Origin of the sequence: Desulfobacter latus, from assembly GCF_013389365.1 — a bacterium.
GTDB lineage: Bacteria > Desulfobacterota > Desulfobacteria > Desulfobacterales > Desulfobacteraceae > Desulfobacter > Desulfobacter latus.
The window spans coordinates 33,310-56,569 of sequence record NZ_JACADJ010000003.1; the positions used below are offsets into that span (position 1 = coordinate 33,310).

At 45.5% G+C, this 23,260-nt stretch carries 17 protein-coding genes; 8 read left to right on the forward strand and 9 right to left on the reverse strand.

The genetic code is table 11. The features are described 5' to 3' along the window. Positions 1 to 35 precede the first annotated feature (35 nt). Entirely contained in the window at positions 36 to 1,439 is a 1,404-nt protein-coding gene (locus HXW94_RS01325) for a sigma-54-dependent transcriptional regulator (protein WP_178365102.1), read from the reverse strand. Next, a complete protein-coding gene (locus tag HXW94_RS01330) occupies positions 1,417 to 4,695 on the reverse strand; it encodes a PAS domain S-box protein (protein ID WP_178365103.1) in 3,279 nt (1,092 codons plus the stop codon). The genes HXW94_RS01325 and HXW94_RS01330 overlap by 23 nt, the downstream gene beginning before the upstream one ends. Positions 4,696 to 5,109: 414 nt before the next feature. Between HXW94_RS01330 and HXW94_RS01335 the strand changes: the two genes are divergently transcribed. The 4 genes from HXW94_RS01335 to HXW94_RS01350 all read left to right on the forward strand — a co-directional run bounded on the left by HXW94_RS01335 (position 5,110) and on the right by HXW94_RS01350 (position 7,903). Further along, positions 5,110 to 5,604, forward strand: a complete 495-nt coding sequence (locus tag HXW94_RS01335; protein WP_178365104.1) for a hypothetical protein — start codon at positions 5,110 to 5,112, stop codon at positions 5,602 to 5,604. Next, complete coding sequence (locus tag HXW94_RS01340) at positions 5,597 to 6,466, forward strand: nucleotidyl transferase AbiEii/AbiGii toxin family protein (RefSeq protein ID WP_178365105.1); 870 nt, start codon at positions 5,597 to 5,599, stop codon at positions 6,464 to 6,466. The genes HXW94_RS01335 and HXW94_RS01340 overlap by 8 nt, the downstream gene beginning before the upstream one ends. Positions 6,467 to 6,731: 265 nt before the next feature. Next, a complete protein-coding gene (gene rdgC / locus HXW94_RS01345) occupies positions 6,732 to 7,352 on the forward strand; it encodes a recombination-associated protein RdgC (protein WP_178365106.1) in 621 nt (206 codons plus the stop codon). After that, positions 7,349 to 7,903 (forward strand): hypothetical protein, encoded by a 555-nt coding sequence (locus HXW94_RS01350; RefSeq protein ID WP_343054531.1) that lies wholly within the window; start codon positions 7,349 to 7,351, stop codon positions 7,901 to 7,903. Before rdgC ends, HXW94_RS01350 begins: the two co-directional genes overlap by 4 nt. Positions 7,904 to 8,084: 181 nt before the next feature. Here the strand turns inward: HXW94_RS01350 and HXW94_RS01355 are convergent, their stop codons facing one another. Both HXW94_RS01355 and HXW94_RS01360 read right to left on the reverse strand, forming a co-directional pair. Further along, a complete protein-coding gene (locus HXW94_RS01355) occupies positions 8,085 to 8,639 on the reverse strand; it encodes a DUF6691 family protein (RefSeq protein ID WP_178365107.1) in 555 nt (184 codons plus the stop codon). Positions 8,640 to 8,649: 10 nt separating this feature from the next. Next, positions 8,650 to 9,216, reverse strand: a complete 567-nt coding sequence (locus HXW94_RS01360; protein WP_178365108.1) for a YeeE/YedE thiosulfate transporter family protein — start codon at positions 9,214 to 9,216, stop codon at positions 8,650 to 8,652. A 466-nt stretch (positions 9,217 to 9,682) separates the two neighbouring features. Here HXW94_RS01360 and HXW94_RS01365 point away from each other — a divergent pair, with 466 nt between their 5' ends. Beyond that, on the forward strand, positions 9,683 to 10,621 hold the full coding sequence (locus HXW94_RS01365; protein WP_178365109.1) for a ribose-phosphate diphosphokinase: 939 nt from the start codon (positions 9,683 to 9,685) through the stop codon (positions 10,619 to 10,621). On the opposite strand, the gene rsmA is transcribed toward HXW94_RS01365, so the two are convergent. Next, positions 10,622 to 11,473 carry a 16S rRNA (adenine(1518)-N(6)/adenine(1519)-N(6))-dimethyltransferase RsmA gene (gene rsmA / locus HXW94_RS01370; RefSeq protein WP_178365110.1) on the reverse strand — a complete coding sequence of 284 codons (852 nt, stop codon included), beginning with the start codon at positions 11,471 to 11,473 and terminating at the stop codon, positions 10,622 to 10,624. It lies immediately after the preceding gene. Between the two features lie 445 nt (positions 11,474 to 11,918). On the opposite strand from rsmA, the gene HXW94_RS01375 reads away from it, so the two are divergent. Together HXW94_RS01375 and HXW94_RS01380 are read left to right on the forward strand one after the other, a co-directional pair. After that, on the forward strand, positions 11,919 to 12,284 hold the full coding sequence (locus tag HXW94_RS01375) for a hypothetical protein (RefSeq protein WP_178365111.1): 366 nt from the start codon (positions 11,919 to 11,921) through the stop codon (positions 12,282 to 12,284). A gap of 41 nt (positions 12,285 to 12,325) precedes the next feature. After that, positions 12,326 to 15,307 carry an insulinase family protein gene (locus HXW94_RS01380; protein ID WP_178365112.1) on the forward strand — a complete coding sequence of 994 codons (2,982 nt, stop codon included), beginning with the start codon at positions 12,326 to 12,328 and terminating at the stop codon, positions 15,305 to 15,307. A 154-nt stretch (positions 15,308 to 15,461) separates the two neighbouring features. Here the strand turns inward: HXW94_RS01380 and HXW94_RS01385 are convergent, their stop codons facing one another. The 4 genes from HXW94_RS01385 to HXW94_RS01400 all read right to left on the reverse strand — a co-directional run bounded on the left by HXW94_RS01385 (position 15,462) and on the right by HXW94_RS01400 (position 20,564). Next, entirely contained in the window at positions 15,462 to 16,349 is an 888-nt protein-coding gene (locus tag HXW94_RS01385; RefSeq protein ID WP_246293686.1) for a Rossmann-like and DUF2520 domain-containing protein, read from the reverse strand. 2 nt (positions 16,350 to 16,351) lie between these two features. Beyond that, positions 16,352 to 17,143, reverse strand: a complete 792-nt coding sequence (gene panB / locus HXW94_RS01390) for a 3-methyl-2-oxobutanoate hydroxymethyltransferase (protein WP_178365113.1) — start codon at positions 17,141 to 17,143, stop codon at positions 16,352 to 16,354. 29 nt (positions 17,144 to 17,172) lie between these two features. Continuing rightward, positions 17,173 to 19,371, reverse strand: coding sequence for an acetate--CoA ligase family protein (locus tag HXW94_RS01395; protein ID WP_178365114.1), 2,199 nt, complete (start codon positions 19,369 to 19,371; stop codon positions 17,173 to 17,175). 233 nt (positions 19,372 to 19,604) lie between these two features. Further along, entirely contained in the window at positions 19,605 to 20,564 is a 960-nt protein-coding gene (locus tag HXW94_RS01400; RefSeq protein WP_178365115.1) for a D-2-hydroxyacid dehydrogenase, read from the reverse strand. Positions 20,565 to 20,985: 421 nt separating this feature from the next. Here HXW94_RS01400 and HXW94_RS01405 point away from each other — a divergent pair, with 421 nt between their 5' ends. Continuing rightward, positions 20,986 to 23,202 carry an NADP-dependent isocitrate dehydrogenase gene (locus HXW94_RS01405; protein ID WP_178365116.1) on the forward strand — a complete coding sequence of 739 codons (2,217 nt, stop codon included), beginning with the start codon at positions 20,986 to 20,988 and terminating at the stop codon, positions 23,200 to 23,202. Positions 23,203 to 23,260: the final 58 nt, after the last annotated feature.

Sequence of the window (23,260 nt, forward strand, 5' to 3'; positions counted from 1 at the left end):
AACAGAATTAAAAAAAAATTGAGAAAAGGGGCTCTTTATTGGGAACCAAAGCCGGGGAGGTTATATTTGCCCAGCAGGGTATAGAGTCGAGACTGGGAAATACCTGATAAGCTGGATGCGGTTTTACGGTTGCCGTCGGCTTTTTCAAGCAGTTTTTCCAGATATTTTTTTTCCAAAGTCTGTCTGAAGACATTCAGCCGCGGGAAATCGCCATTAACGTTTAAGACGTCGTCAATCATTTGGGTCGTATCGTTCTCTTCGGGCATGTCAAAATCAATCCCGACCAGCCTGTACTCCGGGGGAAGATGCTTAGGCACCAGTGTCGGATCACTGCCGGCAGATGCCAGGGCGTATTCCAGCACATTAATGAGTTGCCGAACATTACCCGGCCATGGGTTTTGCCGAAGTGTTTCAAAAAATTCATTGGAAATCCCTTTTGCGCGAACGTTATAATGGACAGACAGTTCATGAATTTTTTTGATGATAATGTCATCAATATCCGTCCCCCGCTCTCGCAAAGGGGGTAAATTGATTCTCATGGCATGTATCCGATAAAAAAGGTCTTCCCTGAACTGATTGTTTTTCACCATTTTTTCCAGATCAAGGTTTGTGGCGGAAATCAGCCGGATATCAACATGAATCTCTTTATTTCCCCCAACAGAGCGCACTGTTTTTTCCTGGAGCGTCCGCAGCAGTTTTTTTTGAACGGATAACGGCATATCTCCAATTTCATCCAGCATCAATGTTCCGCCATCTGCCTCTAAAATAAGGCCTGTCTGTTTTGATGCGGCTCCTGTGAAGGCGCCTTTTTCATGCCCGAACAAGGTGCTTTCAATAAGGCTCTCTGTGAGTGCACCACAATCAACCGCCACAAAAGGCCGGTCTGCTCTTTTGCTGTTTTCATGTACGGCTCTTGCAAACAATTCCTTGCCTGTACCGGTTTCTCCGGTTATCAGGACACCGGCGTCGGTTGAGGCCGCCTTCCCCACTTCATCCAGACATTGCCGAAGAACAGGGGACTCTCCGATTATCTTGGCCCGTTTCAAGGAAATAAACTGCTGGGACGCAATTTTTTCCTTTCGATAATGCAGCGCCCGTTGAATCGGAAGATAGACGTCGTCATAGCAAAAGGGTTTTTGTACAAAATCCCATGCCCCGTTTTTAAATGCGATTTCAGCACCCCTGGCATCTCCGGTGCCGGTAATGATAATGATTTCCGGGGAAGACGGTAAATTCACCAGGTCCGGCATAATGTCAAGCCCGTTTCCGTCAGGCAGTTCAAGATCAAGCAGAACAATGTCATAATTGCTGCTGGTGCTCAGCTTTTTGGCTTCATTGATTCTTTTGGCCGTGACGGTTTCACACCCTGTTTTTTCAAAAATGGTTTCAAAAAACAGACAGATCTCCGGGTCATCATCAATGATCAGAACGCGCATCATGGGTTTCCTTTCCAGGCCTCTTGTTCAAGGCGCTATTTACGGCTTTGGATAGTTCACCGGCAATCATGGGTTTCATGATCAGATCACAGATGCCGACGGATCGGCACATCTCTTTTGTCAATACATGACTGAAGCCCGTGCACAGGACAATGGGGATTTCAGGGCTGATTGCTTTGATCCGGCGGGCGAGTGTAAGGCCGTCCATTTCAGGCATCGTCATATCTGTTAAAACCAGATCATAAAATTTTGGTTTTTTTTCAATCTCTTCCAGCGCCTCCCGGCTGCTGGTGGTGCCGGTAACCGAATATCCAAGACTGGATAAGATCGCCTGACTGCTCTGTACGATGGGTTCCTCATCATCCACGATCAGGATGTTACCCTCTCCGGATATCGGTTTACTTTCCAAAGGCGTTGTGTCCAGGCCGCTGCTCTGCGCATGGGCCGGTATGAACAGCTTAAAGGTGGTACCGATCCCTTCCTCACTATATACGGAAATACCGCCCGCCATTTCTTTAAGTATGCCGAAAACAGTGGAAAGCCCCATACCGGTACCTTCTTCCCTGTTTTTTGTGGTAAAAAACGGTTCAAATATCCGGTCAATAATGGCTTGTGGAATGCCGCAGCCGGTATCGGAAATCATCAGGCAGTAATACAGTCCCGGTTTAATCTTATTAAATTGCCTGGTGTCGGTCTGGTCGATGGCGATCATGTCAAGCACCACCTCAAGCTTTCCGCCCTTGTTTTTCATGGCGTGACCCGCATTGGTGAACAGGTTCATTAAAACCTGATGGATTTGGATCGCATCTCCCATGATCCTGGCATGTTTCACCCTCAAGTCCTGGTGAATCCGGATATTGGACGGCAAAGATGCCTGGATGAATTTCAAGGTCTCCTTGATGATCGGGTCGATAAATATTTCTTGCCTTTTGACATCGGATTTTCTGCTGAACGTAAGGATATGACCCACAAGATCCCTTGCCCTCAGACCGGCTGTAGACACTGAATCCAGATATTTTTTCATAAGTTCATTATCACCTGCTTCCATTTTGGCAAGCTCGGTAAACCCAAACAGCGCTGAAAGAATATTGTTGAAATCATGGGCAATGCCACCGGCCAGCACCCCGATAGCTTCCATTTTCTGCGCTTGAAAGAGCTGGTTTTGCAATTTTTGTTGATCGTCTTCCATTTTTTTGATTTCCGTAATGTCCTGGACAACGGACAAAATCAATACCACCCCTGACAGGTGTATGAGTCGGGCTGAATAGAGCCCCATCCGCAGACTGCCGTCCTTACGCCTGAAACTTACGTCTTTATTAAACAGGTCGTTACCGGCTTTCAAGGATGCGACCATGTCCGGCCGGGAAGTTGGTGATCCCCAGAAACCGATTTCGGTAGAGGTTCGTCCGATAACCTCGTCCCTTTTCCATCCTGTTACATCTTCAAAGCCTTTGTTGGCTTCAATAAAGCAACCGTCTTCCAAACGGGTAATGGTAACAATGGACGGGGTCATTGAAAAAATTTTTGAAAATTTTTCTTCGGATTGCCGCAGTTGTTCTTCTGTCTTTTTTCTATTGGTAATGTCCCGGATCACGCAGACAACCTGATCCGGCGGCATCGGCGATATGCTGGCCGAAAACCAGAGGGGGTGTCCGTCGATTGTCAGTTCATAATCTATTTTCACCGGCGCCTTCCGGGAAACAGACGTTGTGATTGCATCCATGAAAAATGTCGCTTTTTCAGGTGTAAATATGTCATCTAAATGCTTTCCGATGATTTCATCCGGGGGGCGGTAAAAAAATTTTGATTTTGAGGATGCCGTCTCTATAAGGCGTCCAGAGGTGTCACAAATCAAAATGATGTCGTTCATTGCTTCGAAAATAGATTTCAGTTTCTTGCGTTCAAAATCAATGACATTTTTTATCTTCTTTAAGGACGCTTCCTTTTGTTTGTCCTCCTTTTTTGAAGATAAGATGCCCTGGACCATTTTATCCAAGGCCTCTGAGATATAACAGAATTCTTTTGAACCGGACTGGACAAACCGGTACTCCAGGTTTCCCCGGCTTACCTTTTTTATGCCCGAGACAAGCCGATTGACAGGCGGGAGCACCATGCGGCAGATAACGACAACCGGAATTAAAGTAAGCAGAAACAGCGCCAAGCCACCCAACATCCATATTGCCCGGTAGGATTTTTTTGCAAGCGTTAAAAGAGCGTCTTCAGGGGTGATGGTAATAAATAAACCGTCCGCTTCGTTAATGTGATGGAGCATGAAAATCCGATGTCCGTCACGGACAATATTATCGGGAAATGTCAGGGGAGAAGTGTTTATATTGGCGTCAAAAATTTTTTTTAAGGCGTCATCATGGGTATCTTCTATCTGAAAATGACCATTGGATGCCTCTATCTTTTCTGAAAATTGATCTGACAGTAAAAGCGTCCCATCATGCCTGATCAATAACTGGGCGGCTTCGTGATGCAGTTTTACCCCCTTCATCTGTCTTGCCAGTTTTGATATGGGGAAATCGTGCCCAACAGCGCCCGCCCATTTTCCCTGCCGGTAATACGGGGCAACAATACTGACCATCCAGGCACCGGTGGCAGGGTCATAGGATACTTTTGTCAATTGAGGGAGGCCTTTTGGATTCCTGTCCGGCCGGGTCAGGGTCACCCATTGGGAAGCGGTGTAATCCAGGTCATTAGTTGCTTCGTAAATAAATTCAGGTTCGTTTGGCCAAAATATTATGATTCCCCCCTGTTTAGGGAGTATCCAGATATTTTCAAAGTTGCTTAATGCGCCCTGTCCGAAATGTTGAGTCACCTTTTTTGCCTCAACAAAAAAACTTTTGGTCCCGGGGGTTAGGGATGCCCCGTTAGGAATCCAGATGCCGGCCTCGCTTGCGGGAGAAAATGATGCGCGGTTCGACCTGAACGACTCATCCGCACCCGGTGCAACAAGGCTATCAAACAAGGCAACATTGTCAGGGGTATCTGATTCCGGCAGGTTTGACACCAGCGTTGAAAAACGGAGAATGCTGTGCTTGGCATCGGCTAACCAGCGGTCAAGGTCTGATGTCCAAGATAAGTTGATTTGATTGAGTTCCTTCAGCTTTTCGATTTCGAGCTGATTTTCAAATGATTTTTGGATGAACCAGGCACCCGGAAACAGTAATAGGCTTATCGTGATAACCACCGACCCGGTGATTAAGGTTAAAAGACTGTGTGGTTTTTTGGGAAACAGAATAGTTTCTCTTTTCATGTTGTTTCCATAAATAAATAAAGGAGATAAAGCTATAGTTTATAACAACAAAAAAGGCAGTACAATCTGGAATCAATATTAAAAAAAGGAAAAAAGAAAATAACTTATTCATTTTGCATAGTTTTTTATCCGTATTTTTAACAAAGATTTAACACGTCACATATAGGGTGTCAAAACTCAGCTTTTTGTTCTTCCCCTATTATGGGATTATAACCATATCTTGACAATATTCTTTTTACACTGCAATATATCAACCAATAAGTCCAATTTAATAGACCTATTGGTTTTAAAGTGAAAAATTTAATACATCTTCCAGCAGAATTCGATTATAACCTTTTGATATATGCGTTAAGAGACTATCGAAAACCCAGGGATAAAATTCGAAATCTGATCAAAACCCAGGATATTATCCGGGTGAAAAAAGGAATTTATGTTCTAGGTGCTGAGTATGGCAAGCCCTACAATAAGTATGTTCTGGCAAATATGATATATGGTCCTTCTTATATTACATCACAGACAGCGCTTTCATACTGGGGGTTGATCCCGGAAAGGGTTGAGTTGATGATCAGTATAACCTTTAAGAGAAAAAAATTCTTTTCTACGCCGGTTGGTAATTTTTCATACCTGTACTGTAAGAAGCAGGCATATAATATCGGAGTAAAGCTTGAAAGTGTAGGGGATGACAAAAAAATTTTGATTGCATCTCCGGAAAAGGCGTTATGCGACCTGTTCGCTTTTCAACACCATCTTCACACCCGGCAAGATGTGAAGGAATTTATTACATTATTACGATTAGATGATGGTTTTTTTGAAAGTTATAACCATTTCCTGCTTGAAGAGATAAACTTGGTCTATGGCAAACCAAGCGTAAGCCAATTAACTGCTTTTCTGAAGGATAGCTATGTTTGACGACAAGATAAAGCAAATGCTTTCCAGGTACCAATTAAATACAGTTCAAGACCATGAAAATGCATTAAAAGAAATTATACAGGAAGTTGCGCTGCTTGGCTTATGGCGGTCTAAATTTTATGAAAAAGCTGTTTTTTACGGCGGGAGTGCCTTACGGATTTTATATGGCCTGGACAGATTCTCTGAGGATTTGGATTTTTCGTTAATTAAACCCGATCCCGGATTTGATATAAAAAAATACCTAAATGCTATTACCACGGAATTAGAGTCCTGGGGTTTTGAAGTGTCAATAACCAGTAGAAAAAAAGAAAGTCCAATCAAATCGGCTTTTATAAAAGCCAATACGCTTATACATTTACTGAAAATAAAAGCGGATCTTAAGACCCAAAAGAACGCCACAATAAAGATCAAATTAGAAATTGATCAGAATCCGGCGATTGGATTTACAACACAGACAAATTATTATCTTAACCCTGTGGCGTTCAGTATTAGAACCATGTCATTATCCAGTTTGTTTGGCGGCAAGGCACATGCACTTTTATGTAGATCAAAAAGAAATAATATCAAAGGTCGCGATTGGTATGATCTGATCTGGTATGTCAAGGCAGGAATCCCCTGTGATCTGCATTATCTTGAAAACAAAATGGTTCAGACGGGTCACCTTGAGGCCGGTCAAAGGCTGTCCGAAGAGATGCTCCATCAATTATTATGTGATAAAGCCGACCAAATTGACTTTAATTTGGCTAAAAAAGATGTCGAGCCTTTTCTTAAAAGTGCAATCCAGAGGGAAGAGCTAACCTTGTGGTCAAATACGTTTTTTACAGATTATATTATACAAAAAATAAAAGCCCCTTGCACCTGACTCGTGTGTTAACTGTTCCTATAATGATATTAGGGCTTGGTCATAACATCGGCCACAGCGTAGGTTGGGTTGAACGAAGTGAAACCCAACAACTTATCGGCGTTGGGTTTCGTTCCTCAACCCAACCTACCGGAAATTCGTATGGCCTGATATATGATCAATGCCTGATATTAATATTTTCACATAACACAACAATGTCTGTTGACAGAGACTTAAGCCGTTTCTAAACAGCCGCTTAACATAAATTAAGGAGAGTATATATAATATGGGATTAATCTCATCGACCCATGCCATCAGCCGTTATTATATTGACGGTGAATTTCCTGACGGTGCTGCAGAAGGTGTCCGCCGGGGACTGATTGAAAACGCCATCCCTGAAATTGAAAGCGAATACGATGAAATTTCAGCCGGATGGACCCCCCTTGAAACCCCCTATAAACCAGACTTTGAATCAGCGTCTTTTCTATTCGGCACCTATTTTGCCTTTTCCCTGCGCATTGATAAAAAATCAATCCCGGCCAAACTGGTCCAGAAACATATGGCCATTGAAATGGAGAAAAAAAAGAAAGAGAGCGGCAGACCCTTTATTTCAAAAAATGAAAAAGCTGAAATAAAGGAGATGGTCATTGATATTTTGATGCATAAAACCCCATTTATTCCAAATATGTATGATGTGTTATGGGATTATGAAGATAAAACCGTACTCTTATTTTCCACCCAGAAGGCGGCCAATGAACTGTTTGAAACCCTGTTTTTCAAATCCTTTGACCATAAACCCATCCGGATATTTCCCTATACAATCGTGGAAACCCAGGGCAGTTTTTCAAGTGATGAAAAAGACAGGGTGCTGGCGCTGGCGCCGTTAAATATGAAAGGGGGGCAATGATGCTGGATATTGCTACCGCTTATAATAAATACGGCTTTCTAGGCAACGAATTTTTAACCTGGATCTGGTACCTCGTTGAAACAGACCAGGATATTACAACGCTTTCAGGCTCAAAAGATCCGGTAACCTTTGAAATTGGAAATTCCATCAGTCTGGAGAACAATCTTGGTGATAAATCAAAGGAAAAAATAACCATTAAAGGTGACCAGGCAGGGCTTGAAGAAGGAACCACAGCCCTTAAAAAAGGGGCATGGGTAACGGATATCAATCTGATCTGCAGGATAGGTGAAGAGGAATATAAATTTTCCATCAAAGGTGAAAATTTCAACGTCACCGGTTTGAAAACACCCACCATTGACACATCTTCATCAGAAGACGAAATAGAGGGTTTAATCATTGAAAAAACCTTTTTAATCATGAAGGTTATTAACGTTATTGACACCCTGTTTTTAAAATTTATTGAAAGAAGAATTTCAGATGACTGGAATACATCGGATTTAGAGGATATCAGGGCGTGGATTCAGCTCCCCGCCAAGGAGTCCTATTCCTGAACGATTCGCCGATGTTGGGCTTAATCATTGCTTGATCCAAACTGTAGGGGCGGATATGGAATCCGCCCCTACCCAATATGTGGCCGAAAGCGTGATCAAGAGCCCAATATTCAATATTCAATTAGCGCCCTTTGGGCGGGTTGTTAGGTGCTGGGTGCTGGGTGCTGGGAAATGGAAATTCCTATACTTTTTTAGGCAGAATCCATGCAATAACCATAAAGGCAATCCCGATACCGGCCGCCAACAGGGTGCCGGGAATGGCGGGTAAAAGTGCCTGATATGTATCCGAGCCTGTGGCCAGCATCACTTTGCCGCCTGCGATTTTATTAAACAGCCAGGTGTTTTGAATGCTGCCGTATACCAACGTATAAATCAGGGCGCCTAAAAGCCCGCCACCCAGGAAAAACAAGGCGTCTTTACGCCCGTCCGCTATCGCTGTCAGGCCCGTACCCGGGCAGTAACCGGCCACGGCAAAACCGACGCCCATAATAGCCCCGCCGATAATCACACCAACGTAACTGCTTTTAACGGAAAGGTGTCCCGGATTAATGACACCAATGTTCATAAGTACAAATAACAGGGTTGAACTGAGGCCGATGGCAAAAAAGATGGCTTTCATTAAATGTAGATCGGTCAGCCGCAGCATGTTGATAATATTTGCCGGATTGGTGGCACCCACCCGTTGTAAAGCAAATCCAAAAAAAATACCGAGTATTACGGCAAGAAAAATAGTCATGGGTCACCTCCTAATTTCTTTTATAAACAAGAACAGCTACGGGAACGGCAACGGCAAATGTTCCAAGGGCAAACAGATATCCGCTTAACGATGTCTGCATCATGCCGCTCATCATATGCCCGCTGGTGCACCCGCCGGCCAGACGTGCACCGAAAAGAACCAGCACACCGGCTAAAAATACCGTTATATAGCGCAGCACAGGTTTTTGTCCGAAACGGTTCCGCCAGGGCTCAGGGGCAATACGGTCCTGGGCCGCTGGTTTTGGTCCGCCCAGTTGTGCCGATATAAAAGCACCAATAAGCATGGCAATGACAAATACAAAACTGTAGTTCAAAGGCTTTGCAACATTTTTGGCGTATTTTCCGCCGCTTTTATTCAAATAGGCATTGGGGCTGGTATATCCTGATTTGCTTGCTGTATCCTTTTTAACCACAGTGTCGGAAAATAGATTCCAAACAATACCGTCGGCAATGACAAACTGGGTGGACACCCCGATGGGTTTCACGAAGGCCACTGCCAGAAGAAATGCGGCTGCCAGTAAAAAGCCGCCTTTAAACCAGTTCAATTGTCCTTTCATAATTTTACCTCCTTATTTTTAGTTTTAAAAAACCTATTTAATCATAAAGGTTATCAACGTTATTGACATCATTTTTTAAAACTTATCAAAAAAAAATTTCAGATGGCCCCAAACAACGCATTTAAAGGGGATCAGGGCATATATTCAGTTTTGACAAAAACGTGTTTAAAAAACCTGTTTTATAGATACTTAAAAAATAACCTTTCAATACCTGATGTTTTTAAACTTTTTTTATTCAAGTTTTTAACATAAAAAAATAATAAAATAATAAATGATATCATCATATTAACTTAGTTATAAACATTTTAACATTGATTATTATTATGATTATATTTTTTTAAAATAATATTTAAAATATTTATTTTGGAATAAAAAATATACCGTCATTCCCAATTTCCAGTCTCTTGTTTCTTGTCTGGTAAACTGATATTAATTGCGAATTAAAATTTCTTTCAGGAAAACTAAAATGGCAGATGATTTAAAAATATTTTCCGGTGGATCCAATTTAAATCTGGCAATGGAAATCTGTAAACATATCGGAATTCCTTTAAGCGCTATGAAAGTATCCCGGTTTTCAAATGACAATTTATTTGTTCAAATTAAGGAAAGTGTCAGGGAAGACGATGTATTCGTGGTCCAGTCTTTAACCACGCCTGTCAGTGATCACCTCATGGAATTGATGCTTACCCTGGATGCCCTGCGCAGTGCTTCTGCCAAACGGATTACAGCTGTTATTCCCTATTATTCATATGCTCGGTCTGATAAAAAAGATGCGCCAAGAATTTCCATTGCTGCCCGTCTGGTGGCGGATCTTTTAAAAACAGCCGGGGCTGACCGGGTACTGACTATGGATCTGCATGCCGATGCCGTACACGGATTTTTCAGCATTCCAGTGGATCATTTAACAGCCATGCCCACAATCTGTGATTATTTTGCAGCACTCCTGGATCTGTCAAAGGTGGTGGTGGTGGCCACGGATGCCGGCGGGGCTAAAAGAGCCGGCCGGTTTGCCCAACGTCTGGACACTTCCCTTGCCATTATTGATAAGCGTCGAATCAGCGATTCTAATGTTGAGCAAGGGCTGGTTGTGGGGAATGTAAAAGGGTTGGATGCCATTATTTTTGACGATGAAATATCCACAGGGGGAACCCTGGTGAGTACCGTTGAAACCTTGGAGCGGGCAGGTGCGGCCAAGGTTTATGTTGGTGCGACCCATCCGGTGCTTTGCGGCCGGGCCGTAGAAAATTTAAGTCAAATGTTTATATCTGAAATTGTCGTCACCAACACAGTGCATATTCCTTCGAAAAAGCGGTTTTCACAGCTTAAAACCTTGTCTGTGGCTCCGCTTTTTGCCCGGGCCGTTAAGCACATACATACCGGAGAAAGTGTATCAGCGCTTTTTTAGTCATATTCTTTGAGTGATAAGCTTTCCTACTGCCCTTGAAAGGTCTATAAATTCCTGTACAGTTAGGGTTTCAGCCCGACGTGAAGAGTCAATGCCGGCGTTTTTAAGGGCAATACCCACAATTTTTTTCGTTAAACCCAGTTCTCCACCGGACATGGCATTGTGAAGCGTTTTTCTTCGTTTGGAAAATGCGGCCTTGATTACGCTGAATAGCAGTATTTCATCTTCTTTTCCCATGCCGTTGGTTTTAAAAAAATCAAAGCGTAAGACCGTGGAGTCCACTTCCGGCCTGGGAAAAAAGTTATTGGGACGGATGTCTGTCACCCGGCTGATTTTTGATGCATACTGAACCACAGCAGAAAGTCTTGAATAGTTTTTGGTGCCGGGTGGCGAAAGAAGACGTTCGGCCAGTTCCTTTTGAAACATCAAAAACGCATGTGTTATAACCTGGCGGATTGTAATCAACTGAAACAGGATCTGAGATGAAATATTGTACGGCAGATTACCAATCACCACAAGTTTTTCTGTTCCTGCGATCTGCGCTATATTTGTTTTTAAAATATTCTGATTGATAATCGTAACATTGCAGATTCCTTCATCGGCCAGTTCCCTTTCAAGCAGAGGAATTATACGGCTGTCTTTTTCAACGGCCACAACCTGCTTGCAGGCCCTTGCCAAAGGCAGGGTGATTGCCCCCAACCCCGGACCGATTTCAAGTACGGTCGTTTCTTTATCAACCCCGGTTCTATCTACAATCATGCAGGCTGTCGCTGGATTGGACAAAAAATTTTGTCCCAACTCCTTTCCCGCATATAACCCGTTTTTCTTTAATAACTCCCCAGGATGTGTCATTTTTGCTCTTGTTCTCCCTTTTTTGGGCTGTTTATCACCAAAACACCGGTAGTTTTTCTTTGAATTTTCTAAACAGGTTATAGTTAAATTTTTAAGTAAATCATAGTCTTGTATTAATTTCCATAAATTTTAAAAAAAATTATGGTCCCAACACGTTGCTGCCAAATATTTTTTTACTTATTTAGATGTGGTCTACTTGACTTTGATAGACGTAAGAAGTAATTTCTAAAATATCATATTAAAAAAGCGGGTTGAGACAGAAAACAGCCCTTAAAAAATTACTATAACTATATAATAAATACGCATTGAACGGGATATACCGATATTTTTTAGGCCCATGATCGGAATAAACGCTCCCAAAATATGGTTTAGAATTTTGGGAGCGTTTATTTTGATTATGGGCCTTAAGTCACGGTAAAAATTTAGTTTCAGGAAGGATTAATACATGGAACCTACAGAATTCAGCAATAATTGGGAGAACTTTATTAAAATGCTTCTCCGCCAACTGGATATTCCAACGAAAGAAGATATTGCTAATATTCATAAAAGGCTTGACAAGCTAGAACAATTCATTTATCAGAATCATCCGTCGACCAAACAGAAACAGAAAAATAAAAGCCGGACACCAAGGAAAAAGAGTGCATCATCCATTGTGCTGAATATCATCGACAACCATCCGGAAGGCACTGATTTTAAAACCATTAAGGCGGCCACAGGTTTTAACGATAAAAAATTGAGAAATATCATTTTCAGGCTGGATAAAACAGACAAGATCGAACGGATCAGCCGTGGAATTTACAAAAGAATTTAGGGCCATGCCCTAAGATCGTTAAGGGAAAAATTTAAAAATATATGAATCAGACATTTACACCCGGGCAGGCCATCTGCGGCTACAGAATTCAACAGGTATCGCCCCTGCCTGCAATTAACGCCCATCTTATCCAACTGGTCCACGAGAAGACAAAAGCCGTCCACATTCACATTGCCAATGAAGATAAGGAAAATACGTTTGGGGTATTTTTCAGGACCGTGCCCACGGATTCCACAGGGGTTGCCCATATTCTTGAGCATACCGTGCTGTGCGGGTCTGAAAAATACAAGGTCCGGGATCCTTTTTTTTCCATGCTCAAACGAAGTCTGTCCACCTTCATGAACGCATTCACCGCATCAGATTGGACCATGTATCCCTTTTCCACCCAGAATAAAAAAGATTACTATAACCTGATGGATGTTTATCTGGATGCGGCGTTTTTTCCGGAGATTGATCATTTAAGCTTCAAGCAGGAAGGCCATCGGCTTGAATTGGAACCAGGGGAAAAGGGTGAACCGGAACTGGTATATAAAGGGGTGGTTTACAATGAAATGAAAGGTGCCATGTCCTCGCCCGGCCAGGTCATGTCCCGGGCGCTGCTTAAAGGGCTCTACCCGGACACCACTTATGCCAATAATTCCGGCGGAGACCCCGCCGACATTCCCAAACTCACCCACGAGGAACTTAAGACGTTTCACGCAAGGTATTATCATCCGTCCAACAGTTATTTTTATACCTATGGAAATTTGCCCCTGGCAGAGAGCTTAAGCTTCATTGAAAAAAAGGTACTCTCCAGGTTTGATTTTCTTGAAATGGACACCCGGGTGCCTTCCCAGCCCCGGTGGCAGGCCCCTAAAGCCATGACCCAGGCATATGCTTACGCTGATACGGATAATATCGCCGCTAAATATCAGGGGTGCCTGGCCTGGCTGACGCCTGATATTGCAGATCATTTTGAAGTGCTGGTGATGGCGGTGCTTGAACAGATTCTCCTTGGAAATTCCGCATCACCCTTGAGAAAAGCGCTCATTGACAGCACCCTGGGTTCTGCCCTGTGCGATGGTACAGGATTTGATTCGGATAACCGGGATACCATGTTTGTCTGCGGGTTGAAAGATATTGAAGTCTCTGCAGTCCCCGAAGTGGAGAAAATAATTTTTAACACCCTTGAAACCCTTGTCGGTAAAGGAATTGATCAACATTTAATAGATTCCGCCATCCACCAGATCGAATTTTCCCGCAAGGAGATCACCAATACACCATACCCGTACGGCATAAAACTGCTTGTGGGGGTTGCGTCGGTTATTGTTCATGAAGGTGATCCCGTAACCGCCATCAATATTGACGATGATTTGGAAAAACTGCAGGCAGAACTGGCTAAAGGCCCTTTCCTGGAAGGCCGAATTCGCCGGTATTTTTTGGATAATCCCCACAGACTGGTCTTTACCCTTGCCCCGGATAAAGATATTGAAACCCGCCAGGCGGAAAATGTACGCCTTGAACTTCAGAAAATACGAAAATCCCTAAGTGACGCAGAACTGGCGCAGATCAATAAAGATGCAGAAGCCCTGAAAAAACGTCAGGAAACAGAGGAAAACCTGGATGTTTTGCCTACCCTGGTCCTTGAAGACGTTCCCCCTGAAATTGAAATCGTTCATCCTGATACCATTAAGGGCATTACCTGCGCCACCGCTTTTGACAAGGCCACTTCGGGCATCCTTTATTTTACCTGCCCGGTAGGTGCCGGAAACATTGCGCCGGATCTTTTTCCTCTGGTGCCGTTTTTCGCACGGGCCTTTCCAAATGCCGGCACAAAAAAATCGTCCTATGTGCAGATGGCCGAACGAATGGACCTTTATACCGGCGGTATTTCCATGGCGCCTTTTTCCGGTACCCACTTTAACCAGGCGGGTGACGGCCATTCCTTTCTGGCGTTGCAGGGAAAAGCGTTGGATCGGAATATTGACCATCTCTTTGATATGGTGGATGAATATATTAATGACAGTGGATTCAAAGACCACGACCGGCTCAAAAGCCTGATTTTACAATATCAGGCCGGTCTTGAAGCCGCCATTGTCGGATCCGGACACAGGTATGCCATCACCCTGTCTGCCAGACACCTGTCAACGGTTGCCGGCATTGATGAACTGTGGCATGGCATCGCCCAGTACACCCGGATCAAAGCGCTTACCGCCAGGGTGAATAATGAAAAAACAGGTGCCCAGGCCCTGGCAGAATTGGAGAAAGACCTTTCTGCCATGGCTGCCGCCGTCATGAGGAAAGATAATTTTAAACCGGCTGTTATCGGGTCTGTTACCTCCATGGTCCAGGCCGATAAGCGTATTGAAAATATTTACGATAACCTGCCCAACGGCAGCAGTCAGGCCTTTTATACCCCCCGGATAAAAACCGATACCCTGCAGCCCTATGATGGCTGGATGACCAATACAACTGTCTCCTTTGTGGGACAATCCTTTAAAGCGGTGCGTATATCCCATGAAGACGCACCGGCCCTGTCCGTTATTGCCAAGCTTTTGCGCGCCCTGTTTCTGCACCGGGAAATCAGGGAAAAAGGCGGGGCTTACGGCGGATTTGCCCTGTACAACATGGAAGAGGGTATTTTTTCATTTGGCTCCTATCGTGATCCCCATATCAAACGAACCCTGGATGTTTACGCAGATGCCTGTGATTTTATCACCCAGGGACAGTTCACTGAAACAGACGTAAAAGAAGCCATACTTCAGGTCTGCTCTGACATTGATAAGCCGGAAACACCGGCACCTTCTGCCATGAAAGCGTTTTATCGCCAAATCACCAAATTATCCGATGAGATCCGTAAGGCATTCAAGGATGCCCTGCTGGGTATGGACAAGCAAAAGGTTGCGGAAACGGCAGGCCGGTATTTTTTCCGGGATGATGCTGCCAAGGGTATTTCCGTGATTTCTTCAAAATCGTTGCTGGAACAGGCCAACCAGGAACTGGAGGCAGAAGGGCGTAAACCGCTGACCCTTTATAAAATATAGATCGTTGGATGAACCACGGAAAAGCACGGAAAAAGTTTGATTACTGATCATCAAGTCCGGCAGTCACCAAAAGTATATATTGAGCGCTTTGCGCTCTAAATTTCAGTGTTTTCCGTGCCTTCCGTGGTTATAAAAATAAGATGGAACGATCGTTTTACATGTTAAAAAGTTTGGATAATATTTGTTCCGCTTCTTCAGACAGTCCTTGCCCGGCTTTGGCAATATCCAGGGTATGAGCCCCCAGCAGGCGGTAAAGGTTTGAAAATTCAGGTGTTTTTTCGTCAATGTCAACTATGTGCCGGGACACTGTTTCATGATCCCCCCGAACCACAGGGCCTGTCAGGGCACGGGTGCAACCCTTGGCGCTGATATTGGAAAGGGTGCCCTGGATCAAAGGCGAAAGAATTTCAAATGCCACATCTTCCCGAAGCCCTGTTTCCATTAAAAGAGTCAGGGCAAACCGCACCAGGGTTACAAGGTAGTTGGACGCAACCACAGCCGAGGCATGGTAAAGGGTTTTGGATTCCGTTGGGATGGCAAAGGCCTGAGCACCAAGGGCTGCAGCAATGTCCTTGCCCTGGGAAACGGCATCGGGGTCCCCTTCAACAGATATGTTGATTCCTTCAAAGGGGCTTGCCTGTCCCGGTTCATAAAGGGTAAAGGACTGCAGGGGATGAATGGAGCCCACAACTGCCCCGGCCTGTTTTGCCTGGGTAAGAATTTCTGAAGAATGGGCCCCTGACATGTGAAAAACCATGGTTTCCGGTCCCAGGGCGTTTTGCTGGGCAAGATCACCGCAGATACGTTCTATTATGCCGTCAGGGGTGGTGATAAACACAATATCCCCGGCCCGGGCACAGTCAACAGCCGTATCAAACACCCTGCCGCACCCGGCAGCTGTTCTGGCGGCCTGGGCCGACGTCCTGCGCCTGCTGAAAAAACCTGCAGGTTCATACCCTCTTTTAAAGAGGAATGCGGCCAGACAGATACCCACCCGTCCACAGCCGATCACGGAAAATTTACGTTTGGGCGTATTCATCATTCTTATTTGTATTCATGTTCAGGGGAGGGAAAACGGCCCTCCTGAACCTCTTTAATATATTCATTGAGCCCCTGGGCAGCCAGCGCAGCGATGTTCACGTACTTTTTCACGAACTTGGGCATGAACCCGTCATTGATCCCCAGCATGTCGTGGAACACCAGGATCTGGCCGTCGCATAAGGGACCGGCGCCGATGCCGATGGTGGGAATGGACAGGGTCTGGGTAATTTTTTCAGCAATGGCAGAGGGAATACCTTCCAGAACCACGGAAAACGCCCCGGCTGCCTCAACGTCCCTGGCGTCTTTGAGCAGACGCTCTTCATCCCGCTGCACCTTGAATCCCCCCATCTGATGTACGGACTGGGGGGTCAGGCCAATGTGGGCCTGGACAGGTATCCCCGCCTTTGTCATGGCTGAAATGGCAGGACATACAGCAGCACCGCCTTCAAGTTTTACAGCGGTGGCATCGGCTTCCTTTAAAAACCGCCCGGCGTTTTCAACGGCCTTATCCAGACTGCTCTGGTAGGACATGAAGGGCATATCACCCACCACCAGGGATCTTGTGCAGGCCCGGGTCACAAGTTTTGTATGATAAATCATCTCATCCATGGTCACGGGCAGGGTGGTGTCACGGCCCTGGACCGTCATGGCAACGGAATCGCCCACAAGGATAAGATCAATTCCGGCACGGTCCACCATGGCGGCAAAGGGATAGTCATAGGCAGTGAGGGCGGTGATTTTTTTGCCCTCTTGTTTCATTTTCATCAGGCTGGAAGTGGTTATTTTTTTGCTCATGAATTTCTCCTGAGTTTAAGTTTATTATTCTATTTTCCCGAATCAAGCCATGTTCTATACCGGATCATTCCGGCCAGTGCCTTGACGGCACGTTCCGGCGACGGGAAAAATACCCCTTTATAGTCCAGATCATCATAGCGGTAAAGGGTGCGGCTCAATTCATCGGTTAAAAGGCTGACCCCAACAACCGGCTTGTTGTATTTTTGTGTCATTTTAACGGTAAATCGGGTGTAATCCGCCTCTTCCTTGAGACTGCCTGCCATAAACATATCTGCGGTTTCCTTTGTTATAGCCGGATCTGTTTTCAGTACAGCGTTTGCCATGGCATTAACCAGGATGCGTCTGCCGTGGATGCCCAGGTGAATGACCGCATCGCACCCATCCCATTTTAAAAGTTCCTCCAAGCAGATTCTGGGTATTTTCGGGTCTCCTTCGCCCACAATATCCACGGGGTTGTCATGACTCCAATAGTCCGGCAGGCAGTTGCCAAGCCGTTCAATGATTTCCGGGGACAGTTTGGGTACTTCAAGTCCGTATTCGGCACAAAGGTCGGTGGTGACCACGCCCCATCCCCCGCCCAGGGTCATGATGGCCACACGCCGTCCTGTGGGCATGGGCAAAGATGAAAATACGGTGGCCATATCTAAAAGTTCCATGGGTTGCTCCACCTGGATCATTCCGGCCTGGGCGCAGGCCGCATTAAACACCCCTGCATCCGAGGCCATGGCACCGGTATGGCTGGAGGCCGCCTTTTCCCCTACTTGGGTTCTTCCGCCCTTGAGCACCACCACGGGTTTTATTTTTGACAGCCGGCCGGCGGATTCAAAAAACCGGCGCCCGTCTTTCACGCTTTCAATATACAGGACCACGGTACGGGTTAGGTCATCACGTTCAAGGGCCTGCATGTAATCTTCAATGGTGATCATGGCTTCGTTGCCTGAGCCTACAAATCCCCGGATGCCGATGCCCTGCTGTTCGGCAAAGGAGAGAAGCTGGGTGCCCAGATTACCCGACTGGGACACAAGGGTGGTGGAGCCGGGAAGCGGAAAGGTATTTGCGCCGGAAAAATAAAGCGATGCATGGGGATTGCACATGCCCATGGTGTTGGGGCCGATGACCAGGATACCGGCTTTGCCGGCTGCGGCCATAACCTCATCCTCAAGCTGTCTGCCCTGGTCTCCCACTTCCCTGAACCCGCTGGTGATCAGCACCATGCCTTTGACATGCTTTTTTTTCAGGGCAGGGATCAGGTCCAATACCCGGCGTGCCGGTATGGTTACCACAGCCAGATCCACATTGCCTTCTATGTCATCAATGGTTTTGTAAACATCCCGGCCCATAATCTTGCCGCCCTTGGGATTGATCAGAAAAATGTCACCTTTGAACCCTCCGGCATAGGCGTTTGTAGGCAGGATATGACCCCATTTACCCGGGACTGCAGAGGCCCCCACGAATGCAATGGTTTTTGGATAAAAAGTGGCGTATAAGTCGTTTAAGTCAATCTTTTGATGCACATGGGTGTCACAGCTTCCGGGGGTTTCAAGAATCATCAGTCCGTCAACGGCCACGGGTGAGCCGTCCGGGCTGATAATCAAAGGGTTGATGTCGATTTCGCGGATTTCCGGGCAGGCCATGGCCAGATCAGACAGCCCCTGGAGTACGGATTTAAGTTCAGTGCGGTTTACAGCCGCCTCTCCCCTGAATGCCCCCAGAAGGGCCTTGGCTTTCAGGTTGTCCAGCATGTCATCAAGGTCTGCATCAGACAATGGGGCAAGCCGCAAAACCATATCCTTCAACGCTTCGGTGAGTACACCGCCCACCCCGAACATGATCACCGGGCCAAACTGGGGGTCCTTAAACATGCCGGCGGTAAATTCCCTTTGACCCTGAATCCGGGGCTGGACCAGAAAGGCTTCAAAATTTTTCCCGGCCCGGGCCTTCATCCTTTGCGCCGCTTCCTTTAAACGCACCTCACTGGTGATGCCGACTTCCACCATGCCGGCTTCGGTTTTATGCAGCATCTGCTTTGCAAGACCCTTCAGCACAACAGGATACCCCACGGTTTGAGCCGCCCCATGGATATCTTCAATGGATTCCAGCCGTATTTCCTGTACAACGGGCAGTCCTATTTGTTTGAAAATTTTTTTTGCCCGGTCCTCGTTGAGACTTTTGATCCCGCTTTTGATGTAATTGTCAATGGTTGCTGTGATCTCTTTGAGTTGGGTCATGCTTTCACTCCGTTGAATTTGTCAATTATTCCTCAGGAAATAAGGTGAGTGATACTTATTTACAAACTTATGTTCTGTCAATATGAAATCGGTTTTTAATACTATCCCGATCGAATGCGATAGATTTTGCGGCGAATTTTTATTCATATTTGAAGCGCGCCTCAGGGAGAATATTTAAATATTATGTCCTGAGGCGCAACGAAGAATACGGGTAAAAACAAAAAAACAGGGAGTTATTTTCTGGGCACGACATTTTGAGGGTTTCCTGCCAGGTAGCTTTTTATGTTTTCAACGGCTATAGACATCAGCCTTTGCCGTGATGCAAGGGTTGCCCAGGCAAAATGAGGCGTAATGTAGCAATTTTCAGCCGTCAGCAACGGGCAGGACTTCTCCGGGGGTTCTTTCTCAAGGACATCCATTGCGGCCCCGGCAATCCGACCTTCATTTAATGCATCCGCCAGATCGTTTTCCACAATCAGCGGTCCCCGGGAGGTGTTGATTAAATAGGCCGTTTGTTTCATTTGGGCCAGGGTGTCCTTATTAATCATTCCCTTTGTCTGGGGTGTCAACGGACAATGCAGAGATATGATATCGCTGCGTTGGATCAAATTATCCAGATCCGAATAGGTGATGCCTTCGGGAAGATCCGGGGGAACAGAACGGTTGTAGATCAGAATATTCATCCCGAAGGCCAAAGCGATTCGCGCCACGGCTTTACCGATACCCCCATAACCGACAATGCCTAACGTAATGCCTTCCAATTCCACCAAAGGATAATCCCAATAGCAGAAATCTTTTGATTCCGACCATTTTCCGTCCGTTACCGTCTGGCTGTGGTGTCCCACCCTGTTTGTCAATTCCAGGATCAGGGCAAAAACCATTTGCGCTGACGAAGAACCGGAATAGCCGGGAACGTTGGTAACCGTAATACCGGTTGTTTTTGTGTATTCAAGGTCGACCACATTCACCCCTGTTGCCAAAACCCCGATATACTCAACCTTGTTCATTGCTGCAATGTTTTCAGCTGTCAGCACGGTTTTGTTTGTCAACACAATATTTGCGTCAGTCGTTCGTTCCAGGATCTCTTCGGGGGCTGTCCTGTCGTAAACCTGCAGATCACCAATTTCCGAAAATTTTTCCCAGCTGAGATCTCCAGGGTTTAAGGTGTGTCCATCAAGAACAACTATTTTCATTTTTCACCGTCCTTTCTTATTATGTCCAGAGTATAAGAATTTCCCATTTCCCAGCACCCAGTACCCAGTACCCAGCACCCAGCACCCATATCACCACGAATAGGGCTATATAGTCTCTTAACATGCTAACTTTGTGTTGTATACAAAATTTTGAAGTAATTTTTACAACAGTCTTGATTTGCATCTTGTTGAATGTTATTAAAGTTTTGGTTTGTTCTTTGTTTAATACCAAACTGATTCAGACCATTAAAACTTTAGTATTGTTTGTATGTTAAGGGTAAACTGCACATGGCCGGTAAATTCGACGTTTGTGTTTGCAAGATGGAGGCCCTTAAGTTCAAAATGAATTATTTGATCGGGCTTTTATCTTAACATAATAGTGTTAGATGTCTTAAACCTAAACTTCAACAGAGGAATCAACATGACTGAAACAATTAGATGGACAAGAACTGATGAAGCCCCTTTATTAGCAACGCATTCTTTGCTTCCCATTATTCAATCGTATCTTAAAGGATCCGATATTGAAATCGAACTCAGAGATATCTCTCTGGCGGGCAGAGTCGCAGCGAACTGGTCTGACCGCCTGAAAGATGATCAAAAGCACTCCGATGATCTGGCATTTTTGGGCGAGCTTGCCCTATCCCCGGACGGAAATATTATCAAACTTCCGAATATCAGTGCTTCCGTTCCTCAATTGAAAGGCGCCATCAAAGAATTACAGGACGCAGGATATGATGTTCCCGATTATCCTGATGAACCCAAAAACGACGAAGAAGCGGCCATCAAAGAACAGTATTCAAAAAATCTGGGCTCTGCGGTTAACCCTGTCTTAAGGGAAGGAAACTCCGATCGTAGATCCGCTGTCGCGGTTAAAGAGTTTGCCAAGAAAAACCCCCATAGCATGGGTGCCTGGTCTGCTGACTCCAAAACCGACGTTGCTTCCATGACCAAAGGCGACTATTACGGCAGTGAAGTTGCAACAACTGTTGAAAACGCATGTGATGTTAAAATCGAACTGGCTGGTGCAGACGGATCAACAACGGTTCTCAAAGAAAAGCTTGCACTGGAAGCTGATGAAGTTATTGATGCATGCGTGATGAGCAAAAAAGAGTTGCGTGAATATGTTGCCAAATCGATTCAAGAAGCCAAAGATCGGGGGGTTCTGCTGTCAGCCCATCTTAAAGCAACCATGATGAAAGTGTCTGACCCGATCTTTTTCGGACATATTGTTTATGTGTTCTTCCAGGATGTTTTTGACAAACATGCCGACACGTTCAAAGAAATCGGTGTGAATCCGAACATGGGTCTTGGTGATCTTTACGCCAGAATTGAAACCTTGCCCGCAGACAAGAAAGCTGAAATTGAAGCGGATATCCAGGCTTGCTACGAAAAAAGACCGCCTCTGGCAATGGTAAATTCCGATAAAGGCATTACCAACCTGCATGTGTCAAGTGATGTGATCATTGATGCTTCCATGCCTGCAATGATCCGTAATGGCGGAAAAATGTGGGGTCCGGATGGCGAACTTGCTGATACCGTCGCCATGATACCTGACAGAGCTTATGCCGGTGTTTTCCAGGCAGCCATTGAGGACTGCAAGAAAAACGGCGCCTTTGATCCTTCAACCATGGGAACCGTACAAAACGTTGGTTTGATGGCAAAGAAAGCCGAAGAATACGGCTCACATGACAAAACATTTGAAGTACCGGCTGCCGGAACCGTTAAAGTTGTGGATACTGCCGGCAACGTTCTGCTTGAGCAGGCTGTTGAAGAAGGCGATGTTTTCAGAATGTGCCAGGTGAAAGATGCCCCCATTCAGGACTGGGTCAAACTGGCTGTTAATCGTGGCCGACTGACCGGTTTACCGGTTGTTTTCTGGCTGGACAGCAACAGAGCCCACGATGCTGAACTGATTAAAAAAGTCGAAAAATACCTGCCGAATCATGACACCTCCGGTTTGGAAATTAATATTATGGCACCCACTGAAGCGTGTACTTATTCTTGCGAACTTATAAGAAAAGGCAAGGACACCATTGCTGTCACTGGTAACGTTTTAAGGGATTATCTGACAGACTTGTTCCCCATTCTTGAGCTTGGCACCAGTGCAAAAATGCTTTCCATCGTTCCTTTGATGGCAGGTGGTGGACTTTTTGAAACCGGCGCCGGCGGATCTGCCCCGAAACACATCCAGCAATTCCTGGAAGAAGGTCATTTAAGATGGGATTCTCTGGGTGAATTCCTGGCATTTGCCGAATCTCTGGAATATATTGGAAACAAAGGCAATGCTAAGGCTAAAGTCTATGCCAAGGCATTGGGCGAAGCCAATACCAAGTTCCTGGAAGAAAGAAAGAATCCGTCTCGTAAAGTAAATGAAATTGACAACAGAGGCAGCCATTTCTATCTGGCAATGTACTGGGCACAGGCCCTTGCCGCACAAGATGACGATGCAGCCTTGAAAGAAAGATTTGCAAAAGTTGCTGCAGCCATGGAAGAAAACGAGCAAAAAATCAATGATGAGCTTTTGGCTGCACAGGGAAGCCCTGTTGAAATCGGTGGTTACTACGTAATCGATTTCGATAAGACAACTGCTGCAATGAGACCTAGCGCAACACTGAACCAGATTGTTGATAATGCTTAAGCATAACGCTTAAGTCAATCAACTGACGTTCTCAAGCCCAGCCACCGAAATGATTTCG

Coding starts and splice junctions, on each gene's coding strand:
- HXW94_RS01325 (WP_178365102.1), bottom strand. CDS start 1,439: ATGATGCGCGTTCTGATCATTGATGATGACCCGGAGATCTGTCTGTTT.
- HXW94_RS01330 (WP_178365103.1), bottom strand. CDS start 4,695: ATGAAAAGAGAAACTATTCTGTTTCCCAAAAAACCACACAGTCTTTTA.
- HXW94_RS01340 (WP_178365105.1), top strand. CDS start 5,597: ATGTTTGACGACAAGATAAAGCAAATGCTTTCCAGGTACCAATTAAAT.
- rdgC (WP_178365106.1), top strand. CDS start 6,732: ATGGGATTAATCTCATCGACCCATGCCATCAGCCGTTATTATATTGAC.
- HXW94_RS01350 (WP_343054531.1), top strand. CDS start 7,349: ATGATGCTGGATATTGCTACCGCTTATAATAAATACGGCTTTCTAGGC.
- HXW94_RS01355 (WP_178365107.1), bottom strand. CDS start 8,639: ATGACTATTTTTCTTGCCGTAATACTCGGTATTTTTTTTGGATTTGCT.
- HXW94_RS01360 (WP_178365108.1), bottom strand. CDS start 9,216: ATGAAAGGACAATTGAACTGGTTTAAAGGCGGCTTTTTACTGGCAGCC.
- HXW94_RS01365 (WP_178365109.1), top strand. CDS start 9,683: ATGGCAGATGATTTAAAAATATTTTCCGGTGGATCCAATTTAAATCTG.
- rsmA (WP_178365110.1), bottom strand. CDS start 11,473: ATGACACATCCTGGGGAGTTATTAAAGAAAAACGGGTTATATGCGGGA.
- HXW94_RS01375 (WP_178365111.1), top strand. CDS start 11,919: ATGGAACCTACAGAATTCAGCAATAATTGGGAGAACTTTATTAAAATG.
- HXW94_RS01380 (WP_178365112.1), top strand. CDS start 12,326: ATGAATCAGACATTTACACCCGGGCAGGCCATCTGCGGCTACAGAATT.
- HXW94_RS01385 (WP_246293686.1), bottom strand. CDS start 16,349: ATGATGAATACGCCCAAACGTAAATTTTCCGTGATCGGCTGTGGACGG.
- panB (WP_178365113.1), bottom strand. CDS start 17,143: ATGAGCAAAAAAATAACCACTTCCAGCCTGATGAAAATGAAACAAGAG.
- HXW94_RS01395 (WP_178365114.1), bottom strand. CDS start 19,371: ATGACCCAACTCAAAGAGATCACAGCAACCATTGACAATTACATCAAA.
- HXW94_RS01400 (WP_178365115.1), bottom strand. CDS start 20,564: ATGAAAATAGTTGTTCTTGATGGACACACCTTAAACCCTGGAGATCTC.
- HXW94_RS01405 (WP_178365116.1), top strand. CDS start 20,986: ATGACTGAAACAATTAGATGGACAAGAACTGATGAAGCCCCTTTATTA.